Below are 16,250 nucleotides of genomic sequence, written 5' to 3'. Positions count from 1 at the left end.
AAAATGATCGGGTTCATGGGGATCGCCCCGCGACCTGCAAGGGTCACGTATCCCGTAGTGTCTGGCGCCCCCGGAATATGGGAGTGTTACGCTCAACTGTCAGAGCCGTTTCACGGCGTATCTAGGGGTGGGGTATGACCGCAGCACTGGTGGTCATCGATATGCAGGTCAGCCTGATCGAGGACGAAACGCCGAACACCGATGAAATCATGTCGGCGGTGTTTCGTCTGGTCGAGCGGGCACGGGGCGATGGCGTGCCCGTGGTCTGGGTGCTCGACACCGGCGTCACGCCGGACCCGTCGCTGCACCCCGTATTCAAGCCCAAACCCGGAGAGGCGGTGGTGCGCAAGGACGTGTGCAACGCTTTTGTCGGCACGACGCTCGCGGGCGAGTTGGGCGGGCGCGGGGTCGACCGGATCGTGGTCTGCGGGATGCAATCGGACGCCTGCATCGACGAAACCGTCCACGCCGCCCCGAACTACGGTTTTGCCGTGACACTGGTCGGCGATGCGCACACGACCCACGATTTCCACAAGCGCGACTTTCGCGACGTGATCGCGACGGTGAACGCGAACCTCGCCAAGCTGAAGGATGTCGAGGTCGTGGGTCTGACGGAGGTCAAGCTGGTCTAGCTGCCCAGCTTCTTGTGCACTTCGTGCAGGTCGATGTCCCCGATGGGCAGCTTGTTCCCCGGATTGTCGAAGTCGTATTTGAACAACTCGAAATCCTTGCGGTAGATCTCCCACATCAGATGCATCGACAGGTCGTCGAAATAATCCTCGACCGGGTGCGCGCGTTCCGGCCCGTGGCCCGCGCTTTCGTTGAAGCGGGGAATGGTCTTGAGGTTCACCTTCTGCGGCGTCTTCACGTTGTCGAGCACCTTCTTCATCCCGACATTGAAGTTCTCGGTCCAGAAGATGTGGTCGTAGGTGCCGCCGTTGTGGATGAAGGTCGAGACATGGCCGGACATGGCCGACCAGTGAATGTCAGGGTCCATCGGGCGGCGGAACTTGATGGTGTCGCGGGTGAACAGCAGGAACCGTCGGAACGACTTGATCTGGTCGAAGTCGAAATTGTCCTCGGGGCTTCCCACCTCGATCCCGTATTTCTGGATCAGAAGCGGGACGAGGTTACCGCGATAGCGTTTGCCGTTGCGCTGGATGCCGCAGATCTTGTCGAAGAACGATGACAGGATCCGCGTGTAGGGATTGCGCACGCAGGTGAAGGCGAAACTCTTGTGCGTCTTCACGTTGCGTTCGATCTTTTTCTGGTTCTCTTCCTGCGCCCATTTGATGATGCCGTCCTGCGCATCGTGAATGTCGCCGTCGAAGAATTCGCCGTGATCGGAGTAATACATGATCTGACCGATGGTCGAGCAGGCGCATTTCGGAACGACCCGATACACCATGCTTTCCGTTTCGGTCATCCAGGTTCCGGGGAAACCCATGCTTGCTGCCCGCCTTATTGTGACCCGCTCGCCCGAGGTCGGATTGTTTTGACAGAAAAAAGCAAACAAACACTGTCATTTCAATGCTTCGTTACGTTAAGCCTGTCAACAATCCGCCCCGAACCGCCCCTCTTGGAGCCTGAATGGCCAAGATTGCCTTCATCCTTCTGTGCCACAAAGACCCCAAGGCCATCATCGATCAGGCACAGCGCCTGACGGCGGCGGGCGACTATATCTCGATCCATTTCGACGCCCGCAGCCCGCGCTCGGATTACGAGATGATACAGGCCGCACTGGCCGAAAACGGCTCGGTCACCTTCGCCAAGAAGCGGGTGAAATGCGGCTGGGGGGAATGGTCGCTGGTCCAAGGCACGCTTCACGCGGTCGAGGCGGCGGTGGAGGCGTTTCCGCGCGCCACCCATTTCTACATGGTCTCCGGCGACTGCATGGCGATCAAGTCGGCGGAATATGCCCACGAGTTCCTCGATGACGACGACAAGGACCATATCGAAAGCTTCGATTTCTTCGAAAGCGACTGGATCAAGACGGGGATCAAGGAAGACCGTCTGATCTGGCGGCACTACTTCAACGAACGCACCCAGAAGGGGCTGTTCTACGCCGCGATGAACCTGCAAAAGCGGCTGGGCCTCAAACGCGATGTCCCGGCCGACATCCAGATCATGATCGGGTCGCAGTGGTGGTGCCTCCGGCGCCGCACGATCGAATGGATACTGGACTTCACCCGCAAACGCCGCGACGTGATGCGGTTCTTTTCGACAACGTGGATTCCGGACGAGACGTTCTTTCAGACCCTCGTGCGCCACCTCGTCCCGCATGAAGAGATCGAGACGCGCACGCTGACCTTTTTGATGTTCACCGACTATGGGATGCCGGTGACCTTCTACAACGACCACTACGACATGCTCCTGTCGCAGGACTACCTGTTCGCCCGCAAGATCAGCCCGGACGCGCATGAGTTGAAGCGGCGGCTGGGTGCGCTTTATGCCTCGGACACGACCGATTTCAAAATCTCGAACGAAGGGCGCAGCCTGTTCAAATTCCTCACGGGCCGGGGCCGGATCGGGCAACGCTTCGGAGAACGGTTCTGGGAAAGCGAAACGACGCTGGGGCGCGACCGCGAATTGCTCATCATCGTCTCGAAGAAGTGGCACATCGGCAAACGGATGCTTCAGCTGCTGCGCGACAAGACCAACATCCCGGCCATCGACTATCTCTTCGACGAAGAAGAGACGGTGCTGCCCGATCTTGGCGGCATTCAGGCGACCATCGAAAAGCGCACGCGCCATCGCCGCGCCCTGATGCGGATGCTGTTCGATTACTATAAAACCGACAGGCTCGCCATCGGGATGGACCCGGGCGATATCGAATTGATGAAAGATTTCTATACGGATCGCTCGAAAACCCGGCTGTTGGAGATCGAAACGGACTATTCCGACGAGTGGATTCTCGGCCACGCCATGCGCGTCGGGCTGGCGGGCGAACGCACCCCGCAAGAGGCGCTCGACCGCCTGATCCCCACGATCCGGCAGGATTTCTTCTATGAATCCGACCGTATCCGCGACGAGGGGTTCCTCGACATGCACATCCTTCGCGAAAACGGCACCTCCGAGGAAAACGCCGAGGCCCTTGCCAAGTTCCTGACGATCCCGGAAGAAAGGGCCCTGGAACTTGCGCAAACCGACGGCTTCTTCAGCGACTGAGACGGGACATATGGCCTACGACTACGATACCCAGAACATCTTTGCGAAAATCCTGCGCGGTGAGATTCCGAACGACACGGTGCTGGAGACCGAGCACAGCCTCGCCTTCAACGACATCCAGCCGCAGGCCCCTGTGCACGTGCTGGTGATCCCGAAAGGCGCCTATGTGACATGGGACCATTTCGCGGCCGAGGCGTCGGATGCGGAACTGGCGGATTATTCTCGCGCCATTCAGGCGGTGATCGACAAGCTCGCCATCGCGCCCGGCGCGGGCGGTGAGGGCTATCGCCTGATCGTGAACGGCGGCAAGGCGGGCATTCAGGAAGTGCCGCATCTGCACACCCACATTCTGTCCGGCAAAGTGCTGGGCCGGATGCTGCCGGGCTGACTTGTGACCGGCCGCGTGGCTGGTATTCTGAGACAAAGCGACAAACGAGGCGCGAAATGACGATGGACGCACCGGAAACCAAGGTGGTGGACAAGAAAAAGGTCGCCTGTGACGGCGGCGGGCCGGCCACGGGCCACCCGCGTGTCTGGCTGACCATCCCCGACGACACGGGCTATGTGGAATGCGGGTATTGCGACGCGAAATACGTCTACAAGGATTTCGCCGACAAGGCGTGATCCTGCGGGGGCGGCATGAAAATCGACCGGCTGGATCACCTCGTCCTGACTGTGACCTCGCTCGACGCGACCTGCGACTTCTACACCCGCGTTCTTGGCATGACGGTCGTGACCTTCGGATCGGGGCGCCGGGCATTGCAGTTCGGCCGGCAGAAGATCAACCTTCACGAAGCGGGCCATGAATTCGAGCCGAAAGCGCACCGGCCGACACCCGGTAGCGCCGATCTGTGTTTCATCGCGGCGGGCAGCATGGCAGAAGTGGTGGACCATATCCGGGCCTGCGGCGTTTCTATCGTCGAAGGCCCGGTTGCACGCACCGGAGCGGTCGGGCCGATCAATTCGGTCTATCTGCGCGACCCGGACGAAAACCTGATCGAAGTGTCGGTCTACGAGTGACGACCTAGCGGGAGACGAGCATGACATTCGGCAAAGGGTGCCATCTGCACCTCATCGACGGCTCGGCCTATATCTTCCGCGCCTACCACGCTCTGCCGCCGCTGACGCGCAAGTCCGACGGGCTGCCCATCGGGGCGGTCAGCGGATTCTGCAACATGCTCCAACGGTATGTCGAGGATAACACCGGGCCGGACGCGCCGACGCATGTGGCGGTGGTGTTCGACAAGGGCAGCCACACGTTCCGCAACGATATGTACGACCAGTACAAGGCGAACCGGGACGAGATGCCCGAAGATCTGCGCCCACAGATCCCGCTGACGCGCGAAGCGACCATCGCCTTCAACATCGCCTGCAAGGAGATGGAAGGCTACGAGGCCGACGACATCATCGCGACGCTGGCCTGCATGGGGCGCGAAGCCGGGGGGCGGGTCACCATCCTGTCCTCGGACAAAGACCTGATGCAGCTTGTGGGCGACGGTGTCGAAATGCTCGACCCGATGAAGAATAAGCGGATCGACCGCGAGGGTGTGATCGAGAAATTCGGCGTCGGGCCGGAACGGGTGGTGGACGTGCAGGCGCTCGCGGGCGACAGCGTCGACAATGTGCCGGGCGCGCCGGGGATCGGGATCAAGACCGCCGCGCTTCTTATCAACGAATACGGCGATCTGGAAACGCTGCTCGACCGGGCCGAAGAGATCAAGCAGCCGAAGCGGCGCGAGACCCTGACCCAGAAACGCGAACAGATCGAATTGTCGAAGCGGCTCGTCCAACTCGACTGCGAAACGCCTATCGACTTCACCCTCGACGACCTCGAAGTGCAGGACCCCGATCCCGACAAGCTGATGCCGTTCCTCGCCAAGATGGAATTCCGCACGCTGACCCGCCGGATCGCGGACAAGCTGGGGGTGGAGCCGCTGGCGATCCCCGAGCCGGAAGTGAAGGACGCGCCCGAAGGCGATGCGCCGGACGCGCCCGAAATCGACCCTGAAAAATACGAGTGGGTCAAGGACATCGAGGCGCTCGATCGTTGGATCGCGTTGATCCGCGATCATGGCTATGTGGCGGTCGATACCGAGACCACGTCGCTGAACGAAATGCAGGCGGAGTTCGCGGGCATCTGCCTTGCCGTCGTGCCGGGGGAGGCGTGCTATATCCCGGTCGGTCACAAGACGGGCGACGGAGAGGGGCTCTTTGCCGACGACAAGCTGGCGGAGGGACAACTGCCGCTCGACGACGTGCTCGACGCACTGAAGCCGGTGCTGGAAGATCCCGCGATCCTCAAGATTTTCCAGAACGCCAAATACGACACCAAGATTTTCAGCCGCCACGGGCTGAACGTCGCGCCCATCGACGACACGATGCTGATGTCCTACGCGATGTTCTCGGGTCTCCACAATCACGGCATGGACACGCTGTCCGAACACTACCTCGGCCACACCCCGATCTCGATCAAGACCCTGCTCGGGACAGGCAAGAGCGCGATCACCTTCGACAAGGTGAAGATCGAAGATGCGGTAAAATACGCAGCCGAAGACGCCGATGTGACCCTCAGATTGTGGCAATTGTTCAAGCCGCGCCTGCACCGCGAAAAGGTGACGACGGTGTATGAGACGCTCGAACGCCCGCTGGTGCCGGTGCTCGCCCAGATGGAAATGCACGGCGTTCAGGTCGACCGCGATACCCTGTCGCGCATGTCCAACGCCTTCGCGCAGAAAATGGCGGGGCTGGAGGCCGAGATTCACGAGCTTGCGGGCCAGTCGTTCAATGTCGGCTCGCCCAAGCAGCTTGGTGAAATCCTGTTCGACAAGCTGGGACTGGAAGGCGGGAAGAAGGGCAAGACCGGGGCCTATGCCACCGGCGCCGACGTTCTCGAGGACCTCGCGGCCCAGCACGACCTGCCTGCCCGCGTGCTCGACTGGCGGCAGCTGTCCAAGCTCAAATCGACCTACACGGATGCGCTTCAGACCCACATCGACCCGGACACGGGCCGGGTGCATACGTCCTACCTGCAAACGGGCGCGTCGACGGGCCGGCTGGCCTCGACCGACCCGAACCTTCAGAACATACCGATCCGCACGGAAGAAGGGCGGCGCATCCGCGAAGCCTTCGTCGCGCCGGAGGGCAAGGTTCTGGTCTCGCTCGACTACAGTCAGATCGAATTGCGTATTCTGGCCCATGTCGCCGGGATCGAGTCGATGAAACAGGCGTTCCGCGACGGCGAAGACATCCACGCCGCGACGGCATCGGAAATGTTCGACGTCCCGTTGGACGAGATGACGCCGGACGTGCGGCGCCAAGCCAAGGCGATCAATTTCGGCGTGATCTACGGCATTTCCGGTTTCGGCCTTGCCCGCAACCTGCGGATCGCGCGGGGCGAGGCGCAGGGGTTCATCGACCGCTATTTCGAGAAATATCCCGGCATCAAGGAATACATGGACGACACCGTGGCCTTCGCCAAGGAACACGGCCATGTGGCGACCCTGTTCGGCCGCAAGATCCACACGCCCGATATCAACGCCAAGGGCCCGCACGCCGGTTTCGCCCGCCGCGCCGCGATCAACGCCCCGATCCAGGGGTCGGCGGCGGACATCATCCGCCGCGCCATGATCCGCATGCCGGACGCGATCTCCGGCCTGCCTGTGAAGATGCTGCTACAGGTGCACGATGAACTGATCTTCGAGGTCGAAGAGGGCGGCGTGGACAAGGCCGTGTCGGTCATCCGCGACGTGATGGAGGGCGCGGCCGATCCGGCGGTGAAGCTCGACATCCCGCTGGTGGTCGATGCCGGGCAGGGCGCGAACTGGGCCGAGGCGCACTAAGCCGCCTTCGGGTGCAGCCGCGCATCCACCGCCATCGTGTGAGCGAGGGCGATCGTGCGGCAGAATTCCGTGCTTTCGAGCAGATAGCTGACCTCGGGCCCGCGCCGCTTGCGCCGGATGAGGCCCGAAGCCTCCATCACCCGGACATGGTGGATGAGCACGGCGTTGCTCAACCCCGTTGCGGCACGCAGCGCGGCGTAGGTCTGCCCGTTGCGCGAGTCGTCCACGAGCAAGCGAAAGATCTTTGCGCGTCTGGGATGGGCGAGGGCGTTGAACATCAGGGCGATTGTGTCGTCAGCGGTCATGGGTCGGTTCCTTCGGTGGTGGGGTTCGGTCCACACAGAATGACGAGAGAGTGTTGAAGGCCCGTTAACGAAAGTCTTAATTTCCTCCAAGAAAGCTGTTCAATGCCAGTGGCTTGCCGATACCAGAATACTAGGATCCTAGTATTCTATCCTTCCGGCCCGCCCAAAACCGCCCCCGCCAACCAGCGAAACGCCGCCCGCCACCCACTCTCCCGACCTCTTAATTTGACCAAAAGGAAAAATATTGCCATGTGCGTGCGCAGGTGCGAGGCTCGCAGCAACACATCGGAGTTCAACGTGCAGACCGAAACACACACAGCGAAGGCCCAACTAGGGGCGGCGCAGCTTCCCGACGTTGTCGACCAACGCAATCCGGGCCTCCCGCTCGACATGGATTGGGTGCGTGCGGTGCAGGTCAACACCTCCGCCGTCGAACGCCGCGCGGGCACCATCGGCGCGCGCCGGTCGGTCAAGAAGGACTATCAGGCCGCGTGGCTCCTCAAGGCGATCACCCTCATCGACCTGACCACGCTCGCCGGGGACGACACCGAAAACCGCGTCCGCCGCCTCTGCGCCAAGGCCCGTCAGCCGGTGCGCCAGGACCTGCTCGACGCGCTGGGTGTCGACGGCCTCACCACCGGCGCGGTCTGCGTCTACCACGACATGATCGAAGCCGCCGTCGACGCGCTCCATGGCACCAACATCCCGGTCGCGGCCGTCTCCACCGGCTTCCCGGCGGGCCTCTCACCCTTCCACCTGCGCGTCGCCGAGATCGGCGAGAGCGTCAACGCCGGCGCGCAGGAGATCGATATCGTCATCTCCCGCCGCAAGGTCCTGACCGGCGACTGGCAGGGTCTCTACGACGAGATGCGCACATTCCGTGAGGCCTGCGGCGATGCCCATGTCAAAGCGATCCTCGCGACCGGCGAACTCGGCACCCTGCGCAACGTCGCGCGGGCCTCGCTCGTCTGCATGATGGCGGGCGCCGACTTCATCAAGACTTCGACCGGTAAGGAGGGCGTCAACGCGACCCTGCCCGTGAGCCTCGTGATGATGCGCGCGATCCGTGACTACTACGACCGGACCGGCATCAAGGTCGGCTACAAACCGGCGGGCGGCATCTCGAAAGCCAAGGATTCGCTCACCTACTTGGCGCTGGTGAAAGAGGAACTGGGCGACGACTGGCTCGACCCTCACCTGTTCCGCTTCGGGGCTTCGTCTCTCTTGGGCGACATCGAACGGCAGCTCGAACATCACGTGACCGGGCATTATTCGGCGGGTTACCGCCATGCGATGGGGTGATGTGCCCTGACTTCGCTCCGGGCGGAGCGAAGTCGGCATCCAACGGGCACAGCCCCGGAAAGAGGATCAGAAAGTGACCATCAAGGAAATCTTCGACAGCATGGATTACGGCACCGCTCCCGAAAGCGCGTCCGAGGCGATGGCCTGGATCGGCGACCACGGCGCGCGTTTCGGCCTGTTCATCGACGGCGCCTGGACAAAGCCGGGCGACACGTTCGAAACGAAGAACCCGGCCACGGGCGAGGTGCTGGCCAAGATCACCCAGGCCGGGGCCGATGACGTCGACGCCGCCGTGCGCGCGGCGCGAAAGGCGCAGCCGGGCTGGGCGAAACTCTCGGGCCACCAGCGCGCGCGCAAACTCTATGCGCTGGCCCGCCTCGTCCAGAAACACGCCCGCCTCTTCGCGGTGCTGGAAACCCTCGACAACGGCAAGCCGATCCGCGAAAGCCGCGACATCGACATTCCGCTCGTCGCCCGCCATTTCTACTACCACGCAGGGATGGCACAACTGCAGGACGCGGAACTCCCCGACCGCGAGGCGCTGGGCGTCGCCGGTCAGATCATCCCGTGGAACTTCCCGCTCCTGATGCTCGCGTGGAAGATCGCGCCCGCCATCGCGATGGGCAACACCGTGGTGCTGAAACCCGCCGAATACACCTCCCTCACCGCGCTCCTTTTCGCGCAGATCTGCGACGAGGCGGGGTTGCCAAAGGGCGTCGTGAACATCGTCACCGGCGACGGCGCGGTGGGCGAGGCGATCACGGCCCACGAAGGCGTCGACAAGATCGCCTTCACCGGCTCGACCGATGTGGGCCGGATCATCCGCAAGGCGACGGCAGGTACGGGCAAATCGCTCACGCTCGAACTCGGCGGCAAGTCGCCCTACATTGTCTTCGACGACGCCGATCTCGACAGCGCGGTCGAGGGGCTGGTGGATGCGATCTGGTTCAACCAGGGGCAGGTCTGCTGCGCTGGCTCGCGTCTCCTGGTCCACGAACCCGTGGCCGAGCGGTTCTATACCAAACTCAAGGCGCGCATGGCGAAACTGCGTGTGGGCGATCCGCTCGACAAATCCATCGACGTGGGCGCGCTGGTCGATCCCGTCCAGCACGACCGCGTGTCCAAACTGGTCGAAGCGGGCGCGGCAGAAGGCGACGTTTTCCAGGCCCCGGCCGAGATGCCCGCGACGGGGTGCTATTACCCGCCCACCCTCATCACCGGCATGTCGCCCGCAGCCTCGCTGATGCAGGAGGAAATCTTTGGCCCCGTTCTGGTCGCCACCACCTTCCGCACACCGGACGAGGCGGTCGCCATCGCCAACAACACCCGCTACGGCCTCGCCGCGACGCTCTGGTCCGAGAACGTGAACCTCGCCCTCGACATCGCCCCCAAGATGGCCGCGGGCGTGGTCTGGGTGAACGGCACCAATATGTTCGACGCAGCGGCGGGCTTCGGCGGCGTGCGTGAAAGCGGTTTCGGGCGCGAAGGCGGATGGGAAGGGCTTCTGGCCTATACCAAGCCCAAACGGAAACCCGCGACCCTGAAGCCGATCCCGGCCGTGGCCGCCCCCAAGGGAGCCAAGGTCGACGAACTCGACCGCACGGCCAAACTCTACATCGGCGGCAAACAAGCGCGGCCCGATGGCGGCTATTCCAAACCGGTCTGGTCCAAGTCCGGCGCGCTTCTGGGCCACGTGAGCCTCGCCAACGGCAAGGATGTGCGCAACGCCGTCGAAGCCGCCACGGGTGCTGCGGGCTGGGCCAGGACGACGGGCCACGCGCGCGCGCAGATCCTTTATTACATCGGCGAAAACCTCTCGGCCCGGGCCGATGAATTCGCCAGCCGGATCAATGCCCTGACCGGTGGTCGCAGCGGCAGGGCCGAGGTCGAGCGGTCCATCGATCGGCTTTTCACCTATGCCGCCTGGGCCGACAAGTACGACGGCGCGGCCAAACCCGTGCCGCTGCGCGGCGTCGCGCTCGCCATGAACGAGCCGGTTGGGGTGATCGGCCAGTTCTGCCCCGACGACCACCCGCTTCTGGGCCTGGTCAGCCTCGTCGTGCCCGCCATTGCGATGGGCAACCGGGTCGTGGCGGTCGCCTCCGAACCCTTCCCGCTCGCCGCGACGGATTTCTATCAGGTGCTCGAGACCTCGGATCTGCCGGGTGGGGTCGTCAACATCCTCACCGGATCGCACGCCGAACTCGCCAAACCGCTCGCCGGTCACCTCGGCGTCGATGCGGTCTGGAGCGCCTCCGGCGCCGACCTGTCGAGCCTGATCGAATATGAGAGCGCCGGGAACCTGAAGCGAACCTGGGTGAACAACGCGCGCGACCGTGACTGGACGGGCGCGGACGGCGAGGGGCGTGAATTCCTCGCTCAAGCGACGGAGGTCAAAACCGTCTGGGTGCCCTACGGCGAATAAGAGGTTGCGCCGGGCTTCGCCCGTCGCGGTGGCCGCCTATTATCGGCCTTTGATCTCATTGGAAAACGAAGCAGGGGGGCCTCGGCCCCCCTCGCGCTGCGCGCTCACCCCCTGAAGGTTTCTGGAAACAGAGAAGGAGGAAGCGTGTGTTTCCTCTTCTTCGTTTCAGAAAACCTCGGGGAGGTCTGGAGGGGCTGGCCCCTCCAGCGGATCGTGGCGGGCGCAAGCCCGCCGCAAAACTCCTAAAGCGCGATGCCGTTTTTGCGGAACAGGTCTTTCAGGTCGGCTTCTGGGCGCGGACCGATGTGGCTGATGACCTCGCCCGCCGCGATGACGCCCATGCGACCGCAGGTCTCGAGGTCATGGCCCTGCGCGTAGCCCGCGAGGAAGCCCGCGGCGAACTGGTCGCCTGCGCCGGTTGTGTCCACTGGATCGACGCGGTTCACCGGGACGACCGCCTCTTTCTCGCCCTGCATCAGCACGACGTCGGCGCCGGACCGGGTGCAGACGGCCAGACCACATTCGGCGGCGGCCAGTTCCAGCGCCGCCGACAGGTCGGTCTGGTAGAGCGACTGCCATTCGTGCTCGTTCCCGATCACGAAATCCATTTCTTTCACGAAGCGGCGGAAATCGTCGCGGTGGCGTTCCACGCAGAACGGGTCGGAGAGCGAAATGCCCACCTTGCCGCCGGCCTTGTGCGTGATCTCGGCGGCGCGGTTGAAGGCCGCTTTGCCCTTGTCCTTGTCGTAGAGATAGCCCTCGAGGAACATGACCTCGGTATCGCGCGCGGCTTCTTCCGGCACGTCGGCTTCGGAGATTTCCGACGAGATGCCGAGATAGGTGTTCATCGACCGCTCGCCATCGGGCGTGACGAAGATCATACAGCGCGAGGTCGGCAGTTCCCCGTCTTTAACCGGCGCGTTGACGAACACGGTCCCGTCCTCGGCCATCTCATGCGCGTAGAAACGCCCCAGCGAATCGTCGCGCACGCGTCCGAGGAAGCCGGTCGACAGGCCCAGATTCCCGAGCCCGGCGAGCGTGTTGGCGACCGACCCGCCCGGCGCCTGCACCCTGTTCTCCATCGCGCCGTAGAGCGTTTCGCCGCGTTCCTTTTCGACGAGCTGCATGATGCCCTTTTCGATCCCCATGTGTTCGAGGAAGTCGTCGGTGTTCTGGGTGATGACGTCGACGATGGCGTTGCCGATGCCGACGACCTGGAAGCGTTTGGTCAAAGGTTCTTCTCCTCGAATTGGCAGAGATCGCGGATCAGGCAGGTGCCGCACAGGGGCTTGCGTGCCTTGCAAGTGTAGCGCCCGTGCAGGATCAGCCAGTGATGGGCGTGCTGCTGGTAATCCGCCGGGACATTGTCTTCGATGGCGCGTTCGACGGCGACGACGTCTTTGCCCGGGCAGATGCCCGTCCGGTTGCCGACGCGAAAGATGTGGGTGTCCACCGCCTGCGCCGGATAATGCCACCACATGTTCAGGACCACGTTCGCGGTCTTGCGGCCCACACCGGGCAGCGATTGCAGGGCGGCGCGGCTGTTGGGCACCTCGCCGCCGTAGTGATCGACGAGGATCTGCGAGAGCTTGATGACGTTCTTGGCCTTCTGGCGAAAGAGGCCAATGGTCTTGATATGCTCGGTCAGGCCTGCTTCGCCCAGCGCCAGCATCTTGGCGGGCGTATCCGCGATCTTGAACAGCTCGCGCGTGGCCTTGTTCACGCCAGCGTCCGTCGCCTGCGCCGACAGCGCCACGGCGACGACGAGCGTATAGGCGTTGACGTGCTCCAGCTCGCCCTTCGGCTCCGGCTCGGCCTCGTGGAACCGGCGGAACACCTCGCGGATCGTCATATAGTCCATTTGTTTGGCCATCGGTCCCCGTATCGGGGGTTTCGGCGGGGGGCGCAAGTTGGTGTGCGGGTCTTAACCTCGTGTTTCGCTTTTTCTGGTCTGGTGATGCGCAAAGGTCCAAGGATCGGGGCATGACAGCCAGAATGCACAGCCAGATCGCGACGATGCCGGGGTTCGGTCCCGGAACGCATGTGATGACGACCGACGGCGAATTGCCCGTCGAATGGCTGGCGACCGGCGACCGTGTGCTCACGCGCGACCACGGGGTTCAGCCCGTTCTTTGGGTCGGGCGCATTCGCGTATTTCCGGGTGATGCCGCCCTGCAACCGGACCTCGCCCTGGTCGAGATCGCCGAGGGTGCATTGGGGGATGGCGGCCCGACCCACCCGACCTGGCTCGCGCCCGCGCACCGGGTTCTTTTGTCGGGCGCGGCGGTGGAGTTGCATCTGGGGGTGGATGAAGCCCTTGCGCCAATCGCGCACCTTGCCGATGAGGTGCGCGTGCGCAGCGCCCCGATGGGGGCGAGCTGTCTGACCCAACTCCTCCTCCCCGTGCATGACCTTGTGCAGGCCAACGGGTTGTGGGCGGAATCGCTCCTGCTCGATCCGGCGACGCTGGGTGTCATCGGGCGTGACCTGCCCGCGCACCTGCTGGCGACACCATCGCTCAGGCTCAGTCATGCCCGCGCGGCCCGGCTCTGCCTGACGGAGTGGGAGGTGCGGGCGTTGCGCGGCACGGATCGGGATCAGATCCCGCGGATGATCCGACAGGTGGCGTGATGCGCGGCGTCCCACGCTAAACCGCAGGAAACGGGTCGCCCGACGGGCGCGCCCCGCCTAAATTGGGTGTCGAAGGAGACGCCCATGACCGCGCTTGATCTGAAAACGCCCGAGACCGAGGCCGAAGGAGCCTATCACTACCATGTCATGCGTCGGGCCATCGACGCCATCGACGCGGCGGGCGGCACGCCCCTGACGCTCGATGCGCTGGCGGGCGAGGTGAACATGAGCCCCGCGCATTTTCAGCGGGTTTTCTCGAAATGGGTTGGCGTCAGCCCCAAACGGTATCAGCAATACCTGACCATCGACCACGCCCGCGCGCTGCTGCGCGACAAGTTCACCATGTTGGAGGCAGCCAATTCGCTGGGTCTGTCCGGGACCGGGCGGCTTCACGACCTGTTCCTGACGTGGGAGGCGATGAGCCCCGGCGACTACGCCAAGGGCGGCGAGGGACTGACGATCCTCTGGGGCTGGTTCGATTCGCCCTTCGACCTCGCCCTCGTCATGGCGACGGACCGGGGTATCTGCGGACTGGCCTTCGCCGCCGAAACCGGGGCCGAAGCGGCGATGGCCGATATGCTGTCGCGCTGGCCCAAGGCGACGTTCGTCGAAGACCCCATGGCGATCCGGCCCGATGTCACGGCGGCTTTCGATCAGACCGGCGAGGCGCGGCTTCACATGATCGGCGCGCCCTTCCAGATCAAGGTGTGGGAGGCTCTGATCGCGATCCCCTCGGGCCACGTCACCACCTATTCCGAAATCGCGGGCGCGGTCGGCCACCCCAAAGCGGTCCGCGCCGTCGGCACCGCCGTGGGGCGAAACCCGGTAAGCTGGATCATCCCGTGCCACCGGGCGCTGCGCAAATCGGGGGGCCTTGGCGGCTATCACTGGGGATTGCCGGTCAAACGCGCGCTTCTCGCGTGGGAGTCCGCGCGCGACGAGGCCATCGGGTAGGCGGCGGTTTGCTGCCCGCCGCGAAACCCGGGCCGAACGGGCCTTTCCCCTTGCGGGGCCGGGGCTTATGCTGCCCGCGAAGATCGGATTCCCACTGAAAGGTCCACGAATGACTACCCTGAAACCCCTGTTCGTCCTGCCGCTGGTGTCGGTTCTGGCGCTGACCGGCTGCTCGACCGTGGGTCAGCGCGAAGGCGCGGGCATCGCGACCGGCGCGGCTGTCGGCGGCCTTGTCGGCGCGGCGATCCCCGGCAACCGTGCAGCCACCGCGGCGGCCGGCGCCATCGGCGGTGCCATCGTCGGCGGTCTGGTCGGCAACCAGCTCGACAAACAGGCGGGCGACCTGCGCTCGAGCCTGTCGAACTCGTCGATCCAGGTCATCAACACCGGCAGCTATCTGAAGGTCGTGATGCCGCAGGGCATCCTGTTCCCGACCGACAGCGCCGATGTTTCGCCCGCCCTTTACCCCGATCTGCGCGCGCTGGCCGAAAACCTGCGCGAGTATCCGAATTCGTCGGTTCAGGTCGTGGGCCATACCGACAACACCGGGCAGGCGAGCTACAACCTCACCCTGTCGCAGCGCCGCGCGCAGGCCGTGCTCGGCGTGATTCAGTCGAACGGCGTCGGCGCCGCGCGGCTTCAGGCGGTGGGCAAGGGCGACAGCGAGCCGGTCGCGACCAACCTGACGCCCGAGGGGCGGGCCCAGAACCGTCGCGTCGAGGTGCTCATCATCCCGCGGGGCTGAGACCGCGCCAAAGGTTAACGAAGGGGCCGGACCAGCGTCCGGCCCTTTTTCGTGTCCGATGCACCGTTGCGGCTAGTCGAAACATGGATTGACCGCTAGGGAAGACGACATGCCGAAGTTCGCCGCCAATATCTCGCTCCTGTTCAAAGAGCTTCCGTTCCTCGACCGTTTTGCCGCTGCCGCCGACCACGGCTTCACCGGGGTCGAGGCGTTGTTTCCCTATGACGACGCGGTGACCCAAATGACCCGGCGGCTCGCCATGAATGGCCTCCAGATGGTGCTCATCAATTGCCCGCCGCCCAACTGGGCCGGGGGCGAGCGCGGGTTTGCGGCCGTGCCGGGCCTGACCGAACGCTTCCGTCACGATTTCAAACGCGCGGTCCGCTTCGCCGAGGCGCTGGGCGCGCAGCACATGCACGTCATGGCGGGCAAGGCGAACGGTCTGGTCGCTCGAACCACATTCGTCGAAAACCTGCGCTGGGCCTCGTCTGAGGCGCCTAGGATGAGCCTGACCATCGAGCCGCTCAACGGCACCGATATGCCGGGGTATTTCCTAAACGACTTCGATCAGGCGGCCGAGATACTGGACGAGGTGAAGGCGAAGAACGTGAACCTTCAGTTCGATATGTATCACGCACAGATGCTCACCGGCGACGGCATGGCGGTGTGGGAGGCGCATGGACACCGCGCGGCTCACGTCCAGATCGCAAGTGCGCCGGGCCGGCGGGCACCCGAGAAGGGCGAGGTCGACTTTCCCGCCTTCTTCGCCGCGCTGGATGACAGCGGCTACAAGGGCTGGGTCTCGGCCGAATACATGCCCGAGGGCGACACGCGAAAAACGCTCGGCTGGCTGGACGCGGTGAAAGGCTCCTGACAGGATG

The 16,250-nt window shown here is 63.9% G+C and carries 16 protein-coding genes; 12 read left to right on the top strand and 4 right to left on the bottom strand.

Annotated elements, in window-relative coordinates:
• Positions 1 to 134 precede the first annotated feature (134 nt).
• Positions 135 to 632: an isochorismatase family protein gene (locus tag FCT00_RS16335; protein ID WP_138423861.1), complete on the top strand. Its 498-nt coding sequence runs from the start codon at positions 135 to 137 to the stop codon at positions 630 to 632.
• On the opposite strand, the gene FCT00_RS16330 is transcribed toward FCT00_RS16335, so the two are convergent.
• A complete protein-coding gene (locus FCT00_RS16330; protein WP_138423860.1) occupies positions 629 to 1,447 on the bottom strand; it encodes a sulfotransferase family protein in 819 nt (272 codons plus the stop codon). The two genes, FCT00_RS16335 and FCT00_RS16330, sit on opposite strands and share 4 nt — an antisense overlap.
• Positions 1,448 to 1,590: 143 nt before the next feature.
• Here FCT00_RS16330 and FCT00_RS16325 point away from each other — a divergent pair, with 143 nt between their 5' ends.
• From FCT00_RS16325 to polA, 5 genes are read left to right on the top strand one after another with little or no spacing between them, the layout of a single operon-like run.
• Positions 1,591 to 3,168 carry a DUF5928 domain-containing protein gene (locus tag FCT00_RS16325; protein WP_138423859.1) on the top strand — a complete coding sequence of 526 codons (1,578 nt, stop codon included), beginning with the start codon at positions 1,591 to 1,593 and terminating at the stop codon, positions 3,166 to 3,168.
• A gap of 10 nt (positions 3,169 to 3,178) precedes the next feature.
• Positions 3,179 to 3,556: an HIT domain-containing protein gene (locus tag FCT00_RS16320; RefSeq protein ID WP_138423858.1), complete on the top strand. Its 378-nt coding sequence runs from the start codon at positions 3,179 to 3,181 to the stop codon at positions 3,554 to 3,556.
• A 56-nt stretch (positions 3,557 to 3,612) separates the two neighbouring features.
• Positions 3,613 to 3,792, top strand: a complete 180-nt coding sequence (locus FCT00_RS16315; RefSeq protein WP_008331272.1) for a zinc-finger domain-containing protein — start codon at positions 3,613 to 3,615, stop codon at positions 3,790 to 3,792.
• 15 nt (positions 3,793 to 3,807) lie between these two features.
• On the top strand, positions 3,808 to 4,188 hold the full coding sequence (locus tag FCT00_RS16310) for a VOC family protein (protein ID WP_138423857.1): 381 nt from the start codon (positions 3,808 to 3,810) through the stop codon (positions 4,186 to 4,188).
• 20 nt (positions 4,189 to 4,208) lie between these two features.
• Positions 4,209 to 7,007 carry a DNA polymerase I gene (gene polA, locus FCT00_RS16305; RefSeq protein WP_138423856.1) on the top strand — a complete coding sequence of 933 codons (2,799 nt, stop codon included), beginning with the start codon at positions 4,209 to 4,211 and terminating at the stop codon, positions 7,005 to 7,007.
• Here polA and FCT00_RS16300 read toward each other — a convergent pair.
• Complete coding sequence (locus tag FCT00_RS16300; protein ID WP_138423855.1) at positions 7,004 to 7,312, bottom strand: ArsR/SmtB family transcription factor; 309 nt, start codon at positions 7,310 to 7,312, stop codon at positions 7,004 to 7,006. The genes polA and FCT00_RS16300 overlap by 4 nt on opposite strands.
• Positions 7,313 to 7,702: 390 nt before the next feature.
• Between FCT00_RS16300 and deoC the strand changes: the two genes are divergently transcribed.
• Positions 7,703 to 8,614 carry a deoxyribose-phosphate aldolase gene (gene deoC / locus FCT00_RS16295; RefSeq protein WP_407943659.1) on the top strand — a complete coding sequence of 304 codons (912 nt, stop codon included), beginning with the start codon at positions 7,703 to 7,705 and terminating at the stop codon, positions 8,612 to 8,614.
• 73 nt (positions 8,615 to 8,687) lie between these two features.
• The gene (locus tag FCT00_RS16290) at positions 8,688 to 11,039 is read left to right on the top strand and encodes an aldehyde dehydrogenase family protein (protein ID WP_138423853.1); all 2,352 of its coding nucleotides are present in this window, start codon (positions 8,688 to 8,690) and stop codon (positions 11,037 to 11,039) included.
• 242 nt (positions 11,040 to 11,281) lie between these two features.
• Here FCT00_RS16290 and FCT00_RS16285 read toward each other — a convergent pair whose 3' ends face one another.
• Positions 11,282 to 12,271: an adenosine kinase gene (locus FCT00_RS16285; protein WP_138423852.1), complete on the bottom strand. Its 990-nt coding sequence runs from the start codon at positions 12,269 to 12,271 to the stop codon at positions 11,282 to 11,284.
• Entirely contained in the window at positions 12,268 to 12,912 is a 645-nt protein-coding gene (gene nth / locus FCT00_RS16280; protein ID WP_138423851.1) for an endonuclease III, read from the bottom strand. The genes FCT00_RS16285 and nth overlap by 4 nt, the downstream gene beginning before the upstream one ends.
• A gap of 110 nt (positions 12,913 to 13,022) precedes the next feature.
• On the opposite strand from nth, the gene FCT00_RS16275 reads away from it, so the two are divergent.
• From FCT00_RS16275 to FCT00_RS16260, 4 genes are all read left to right on the top strand, one after another.
• Positions 13,023 to 13,670, top strand: coding sequence for a Hint domain-containing protein (locus tag FCT00_RS16275; protein ID WP_138423850.1), 648 nt, complete (start codon positions 13,023 to 13,025; stop codon positions 13,668 to 13,670).
• Between the two features lie 84 nt (positions 13,671 to 13,754).
• Entirely contained in the window at positions 13,755 to 14,624 is an 870-nt protein-coding gene (locus tag FCT00_RS16270; RefSeq protein ID WP_138423849.1) for a methylated-DNA--[protein]-cysteine S-methyltransferase, read from the top strand.
• 109 nt (positions 14,625 to 14,733) lie between these two features.
• Positions 14,734 to 15,369, top strand: coding sequence for an OmpA family protein (locus FCT00_RS16265; protein ID WP_040884705.1), 636 nt, complete (start codon positions 14,734 to 14,736; stop codon positions 15,367 to 15,369).
• A 109-nt stretch (positions 15,370 to 15,478) separates the two neighbouring features.
• Entirely contained in the window at positions 15,479 to 16,243 is a 765-nt protein-coding gene (locus FCT00_RS16260) for a hydroxypyruvate isomerase family protein (protein WP_138423848.1), read from the top strand.
• Positions 16,244 to 16,250: the final 7 nt, after the last annotated feature.

It is taken from the genome of Maritimibacter alexandrii, assembly GCF_005871115.1.
In the GTDB taxonomy this organism is placed as follows: Bacteria; Pseudomonadota; Alphaproteobacteria; order Rhodobacterales; family Rhodobacteraceae; genus Maritimibacter; species Maritimibacter alkaliphilus.
Note: the sequence above shows the minus strand (reverse complement) of the source record. Positions and strands in the feature narration are given on the sequence as shown.